This window comes from Pseudoalteromonas sp. GABNS16E (assembly GCF_028598715.1).
Taxonomy (GTDB): Bacteria; Pseudomonadota; Gammaproteobacteria; order Enterobacterales; family Alteromonadaceae; genus Pseudoalteromonas; species Pseudoalteromonas atlantica.
In genome coordinates this window covers 61417-67416 of sequence record NZ_JAQREZ010000020.1, presented here as the reverse complement: position 1 = coordinate 67416, position 6000 = coordinate 61417, and the positions used below count along the sequence as shown (strand labels likewise).

Annotated in this window: 5 protein-coding genes; 2 read left to right on the top strand and 3 right to left on the bottom strand. The window is 40.8% G+C overall.

What is annotated here, in order from left to right; all coding sequences use genetic code 11:
• Positions 1-267: 267 nt before the first annotated feature.
• Positions 268-738: an Rsd/AlgQ family anti-sigma factor gene (locus tag PSI06_RS10200; protein ID WP_004589394.1), complete on the bottom strand. Its 471-nt coding sequence runs from the start codon at positions 736-738 to the stop codon at positions 268-270.
• A gap of 524 nt (positions 739-1262) precedes the next feature.
• On the opposite strand from PSI06_RS10200, the gene hemE reads away from it, so the two are divergent.
• Complete coding sequence (hemE, locus tag PSI06_RS10195; RefSeq protein WP_024033935.1) at positions 1263-2327, top strand: uroporphyrinogen decarboxylase; 1065 nt, start codon at positions 1263-1265, stop codon at positions 2325-2327.
• Between the two features lie 68 nt (positions 2328-2395).
• Here the strand turns inward: hemE and sthA are convergent, their stop codons facing one another.
• Complete coding sequence (gene sthA, locus PSI06_RS10190) at positions 2396-3826, bottom strand: Si-specific NAD(P)(+) transhydrogenase (protein WP_004589392.1); 1431 nt, start codon at positions 3824-3826, stop codon at positions 2396-2398.
• Positions 3827-3839: 13 nt separating this feature from the next.
• Entirely contained in the window at positions 3840-4973 is a 1134-nt protein-coding gene (locus tag PSI06_RS10185) for an acyl-CoA desaturase (RefSeq protein ID WP_004589391.1), read from the bottom strand.
• A 127-nt stretch (positions 4974-5100) separates the two neighbouring features.
• On the opposite strand from PSI06_RS10185, the gene fabR reads away from it, so the two are divergent.
• Entirely contained in the window at positions 5101-5721 is a 621-nt protein-coding gene (gene fabR, locus PSI06_RS10180; protein ID WP_004589390.1) for an HTH-type transcriptional repressor FabR, read from the top strand.
• Positions 5722-6000: the final 279 nt, after the last annotated feature.

Genomic DNA, 6000 nt, shown 5'->3' with positions numbered 1-6000 from the left:
ACGCTTTCTGACGGTTGCGACTCCCGCTTCAACAAAAGCCTCATCAATAATAGATGGATCTAGAAGTGATGAGAGTTTTTCAAACGAATGAAATTGGGTACTGGCATTAAATGCGGTGTCTAAAGCTATTTTAATATTCATAAAAAAATCCGATGGCAAATGCTCATCGGATTCTTACATCTATAGAAGATCGGTCAACTGATCATTAAAATATTTCTTAACTGATCGGCATTAACCATAACGGTCCCTTTTTTGTAAGCTATTTTATTAATCTGTGTGGTTAGAAAACAAATTATCTATTAGCTCATCTTCTAGTTCAAAACGCGCTTCTAACGTTTCGCCAAGTACCGACAAATCGTTATCAAACTCTGCTAATAAGTCCTCTTTATCTACTTCTGCGTATTTATCGTTAAAGTCTAAAGCAATATCTGTTGTGCTAGAAATGCGCGGGTAAATTGTATTTGCCAGCTCTTGGCTTTCAAGGCCCTTGCTTTCGCAGGCTTTTGCAATGTCATCGTACACTTCAAAATGGCCGGCAGATAAGTAATCCATTAAAATTTGGCAAAATGATTGAATTTGTTCTGGCTCTGGTAAGGCGTGATCTTTTTTGTCGTATGGCGAAAACCCAGCCATTTTACAATAAAGTACAATTAACTCTTGGCGCTCGTTTAACCATTTATCAATGACAGTATGGCTACCACCCCATTTTTGTTGAGCTTTCTCTACGCGCGTCAGCATTACTGTTCTCCTAAGCTGGGTCACTTTTATGGTTAAATTTAAATTTTCTTATACATCAAGATATATTTTATTTAAGTGTATATCAACAAGTAAAAGGTATGAGCTGGTGCACGTGTGTATTTATTGTAGGTAAATTATTATTTTATTGCAGGCAAGAAAAAACCACCGGTTAAGGTGGCTTAATTTCTTGTTTTGGCCTGTTAATACAAGCTTTCTTATTGTTATAGAAGATTTTTGTTATTTTTATTATAAATATTTTTGTTATTGTTGTTTAAGATTTTTATTATTGTTCTTGTTAAAGCGGGACAAACAATACCAAGGTTTTTGTTATGTTGCAAACATATTAACAAAAAGTTTTTATTGTTAGTTCTTTTTGGTTATTTAATGCTCAAATGTGACTAAATAAGCAACAAACTAGGTTCTGTTAGCTGTAACACATGTTTTACGAGCTTAGCGATAGAGAGCCGGAGAATATGGTGGTACAATCTTGAACAATTTCTATAAGCCTCAGGATTATTTACGCTATGAGCGAATTAAAAAACGACCGTTATTTACGTGCACTTGCAAAACAACCCGTTGATGTAACACCGGTATGGATGATGCGCCAAGCAGGACGCTATTTACCAGAGTACCGTGCTACACGTGCACAAGCGGGCGATTTTATGAGCCTGTGCCGTAATGCTGAGCTTGCATGTGAAGTAACACTACAACCACTTCGCCGTTACCCGTTAGATGCTGCTATTTTATTTAGTGACATTTTAACTATTCCCGATGCTATGGGTTTAGGTTTGTACTTTGAAACCGGTGAAGGCCCTAAATTTGAAAACCCTATTTCGTCACTTGCTGATGTTAAAAAGATTCCTAAGCTAGACCCAACTGACGAGCTTGGCTATGTAATGAACGCAGTAAGTACTATTCGCCGTGAACTTAAAGGCGAAGTGCCACTAATTGGCTTTTCGGGTTCACCGTGGACACTAGCAACTTACATGGTTGAAGGTGGAAGCAGTAAAGTATTTGGTAAAATTAAAAAAATGGCGTTTGCAGAGCCGCAAACACTACATTTATTACTAGATAAACTAGCTGATTCAGTCATTGATTACTTAAACGCGCAAGTAAAAGCTGGTGCGCAATCGTTAATGGTATTTGACTCGTGGGGCGGCGTATTAAGCCCGCGCGATTACAACGAATTCTCACTGCAATACATGCATAAAATTGTTGATGGTTTAATTCGCGAATACGACGGCCGTAAAGTGCCGGTAACACTATTTACCAAAAATGGTGGTCAGTGGATTGAAGCAATTGCAGCAACAGGCTGTGATGCAGTAGGTCTTGATTGGACTATTAATATTGGCGACGCTAAACGCCGTGTAGGCGATAAAGTTGCATTGCAAGGGAATATGGACCCGTCAATGCTGCACGGTACGCCTGATCGTATCCGCCAAGAAGTAGGCACTATTTTAGAAGACTTTGGCACAGGTGATGGCCACGTATTTAACCTAGGCCACGGTATTACGCCAGATGTAGACCCAGAAAACGCCGGTGTATTTATTAATGCAGTACATGAGCTAAGCGCGCAATACCACAAATAACAACCGTGGTATTAATAGCTATTAAAAAGCCCGCTAATTAGCGGGCTTTTTGCTGCGCGGTTATAGGCTTATGTAAATAACCTATTTAATCCATTTAACGCCGCAACACGGTAGGCTTCTGCCATCGTTGGGTAGTTAAATGTGGTATTTACAAAGTAGTCAACAGTGTTGCCTGCCCCTTTTTGTTCCATAATGGCTTGGCCAATGTGAACAATTTCTGAGGCACGCTCACCAAAGCAATGCACGCCAAGTACTTCTTTTGTTTCACTGTGAAACAATATTTTTAAACTACCAACTTCTGTGCCCGCAATTTGCGCACGAGCTAAGTGCTTAAACTGAGCACGACCAACTTCATACGGTACTTTTGCAGCGGTTAGCTGTTGCTCTGTTTTACCTACCGAACTCATTTCAGGAATAGTATAAATACCGGCCGGTATATCTATAATTAGCTTATCTTCGCAATTACCGCAGGCAATAGCATCGGCAGCTATACGGCCTTGATCAAATGCTGCACTCGCTAAGCTTGGGTAGCCAATTACATCACCTACTGCGTAAACGTTGTCTACCTCAGTTTGGTACATTTCGTTGACTTTAAGCTGGCCTCGACCATCGGCTTTTAAACCAATAGCTTCAAGGTTTAGCGTATCGGTATTACCTGTGCGCCCGTTAGCAAATAAAATACAGTCGGCTTTTACACGCTTGCCCGATTTTAAATGCATTACAACGCAATCTGAGCGCGTTTCTATACGGTCAAACTCTTCGTTATGACGAATAACAATACCGCTATTCCAAAAGTGGTAGCTAAGCGCGTCAGAAATTTCTGCATCCATAAAGGCCAATAAGCGGTCGCGCGTGTTTACTAAATCTACCTTAGCGCCTAAGCCTTTAAAGATTGAAGCGTATTCACAGCCAATAACACCCGCACCGTATATAAGTACACGTTGTGGGTCGTGCTCTAGGCCTAAAATAGTATCGCTGTCGTAAATACGTGAATGGCTAAAGTCGACTTCAGGTGGGCGGTATGGGCGTGAGCCGGTAGCAATCACAATAGTTTTAGCGGTAATACGCTCTGCTGAGCCATCAAAGCGCTTAATTTCAACCGTGTGTTTATCTACAAAGCTCGCATCGCCTTGGTACATATGAATGCGGTTACGGTCGTAAAAGCTGCTACGTAAGTTTGACTGCTTAGAAATAACAGAACTTGCATGGCTTAAAATATCAGGAAACGTTAAGCGGCTAGGGCGCTCGCCAACATTAAAAAGTGGGTTTGCTTTGTATTCAATATAGCGGCTAACCGAGTGGCGTAATGCTTTTGAAGGAATTGTTCCCCAATGTACACAGCCACCGCCAACAGCTTGTTGGCGCTCAATAACCGCTACTTTTTTATCGTTTTTAGATAGGTTCATGGCGGTGCCTTCACCGCCAGGGCCCGTACCAATAATTATTGCGTCATATTGGAAACTTACGGGTGCTTTTTTCTGTTCTGGTTGTTTGGCCACAGCCACTCCTAAATTAATTAAAAGAGGCTTTTAATAACCTCGCATTAAGTGCTAGCCATGCCTGTTTTTGATTCTCCCAGGCGGCTTCCAGCTCATGGTATTGTGTCATTAATGCTGATTGTTCACACTGCTTTGCCATGTTATTTTTTTTACCTTCTAACACTTGTTTTTGTAGTGAACAGTAATTTTGCAGCTTTTTCAGCAGTAAATCGTACTCTTGTTGTAATAATGTAAGCTTATCTTGCGCTAAAGGCAATTTTGAAAGGCGCGTTTGCGTTTTACTCATTAGCGTTTCGGCTTTGGCTTTTTCTATGCGCTCAACCGGGGTGCGCTTTAATTTACTGGCTAAACCGAGCGCTGCTAAAGAGCGAATCATCCATTTAGTTGGGTCATAATGAAACCACTTAATACCGTTACGGTAATCGCTTGCAAAAATATGGTGAAAGTTATGGTAACCCTCGCCATAAGTAAATAACGCTAAAAAGCCATTATCGCGTGCAGTGTTTTTCTCAGTGTATGGGCGTGATCCCCAAATATGAGCCAATGAATTAATGAAAAAGGTAAAGTGCTGGCTCAATACTAAGCGTAATAAACCTGCAAGTAGTAGCATACCCCACACATCGCCTACTAATAAACCAAGCACAAGCGGTAAACCGACATTCATGGCTATAACAAGCTTTAAGTAGTGTTTATGCTGCCACATAACAATTTTATTGCGCTGTAAATCGCGACAATTACTGTAATCGTTATAACTATCGCCTTGGTAATCACGTAGCATCCAGCCAATATGGCTGTACCAAAAGCCGTTAGTTGCGGCGTAAGGGTCTTTTACTGGGTCATCTACTTGGCCGTGGTGTATACGATGATCGCTACTCCAGTGCAACGCACTGTTTTGCAAAGCAAATGCGCCACCAAGAGCAAAAATAAATTCTATTGCAGGGTGTACGTTATAGGCTTTATGCGCCCATAATCGGTGGTATCCGGCAGTGATAGATAGGCCTGCGTAAAACATACAGCCTACAAATGCAATCCAATGCGCGCTGGTAAATCCGTAACTAATGCCGTACCAGGGTACAAGTGTGACAGCCGCCAAAAAGGTTAGGCTAAAAAATAGGACGTTTGTCCAAATAATCGGTGGTTTATTCATCGTTTTTACTCTCAGCGTACAACTGTAAGCTAAAATAGTGTTTCAATCTCTTGGCGTCAAGTATTAGACTAGACAATTCGGCTAATTATCATTAAAACTTCATATAAAATTACTCAGGGAGCTGTGGATGTCGGGTGTTAGAGCACAACAGAAACAAAAAACACGACAAGCCTTAATTGAGGCGGCATTTAATCAGCTTAGTGCTGATCATAGTTTTTCTAATTTAAGCTTACGCGAAGTTGCCCGCGAAGCCGGTATTGCCCCCACCTCTTTTTATCGCCACTTTAAAGATATGAACGAACTAGGTTTAACCATGGTAGACGAAGCAGGCTTAACCCTTCGCCAGCTTATGCGCCAAGCTCGCAGACGTATAGCCAGTGGTGGTAGCGTAATAAATACCTCGGTTGTTACCTTTATGGAGTTTATTGATAACTCAAGCAACCAATTTAGATTACTGCTGCGAGAACGTTCTGGCACCTCAAAAGCCTTTAGAGCCGCCGTAGCGCGTGAGGTAAAACACTTTATTTTAGAGCTTGCGCATTATTTAGAAAGCGAAACCAAGTGTGATTCAATTCATGCTTATATTCAGGCCGAAGCCATGGTAACACTGGTATTTAATGCCGGCGCTGAAGCACTTGATATAGAAGGTCAACAACGCGAAGAACTCATTGAGCGGGTTATTTGGCAGCTGCGTTATATTACCCGCGGTGCAGGTCATTATATTCGTGAAACAAATAATCAGGTTTAGCTTAAAAAATTAGCAATAAGTTAATCTAAGCACGCAAGTTTACTCAACACATTAATTTAAGCTAAAAAGTCTATCCGTGTGATTTATAAAACCTGAATATACTATTTTTGGGTATATAAATTTCTTCAATGTGGGGTTTTTATTCCTTTGTTTGGAATATTTATGCTTGCACCAACTGCTTTGTAATGTTAAAAATAGGCCTCACTGAACACACACACAAGAAACAAGATGCAAAATATTCGTTTAATTACACTAAAACTTAACCTCTTACTGCTATGG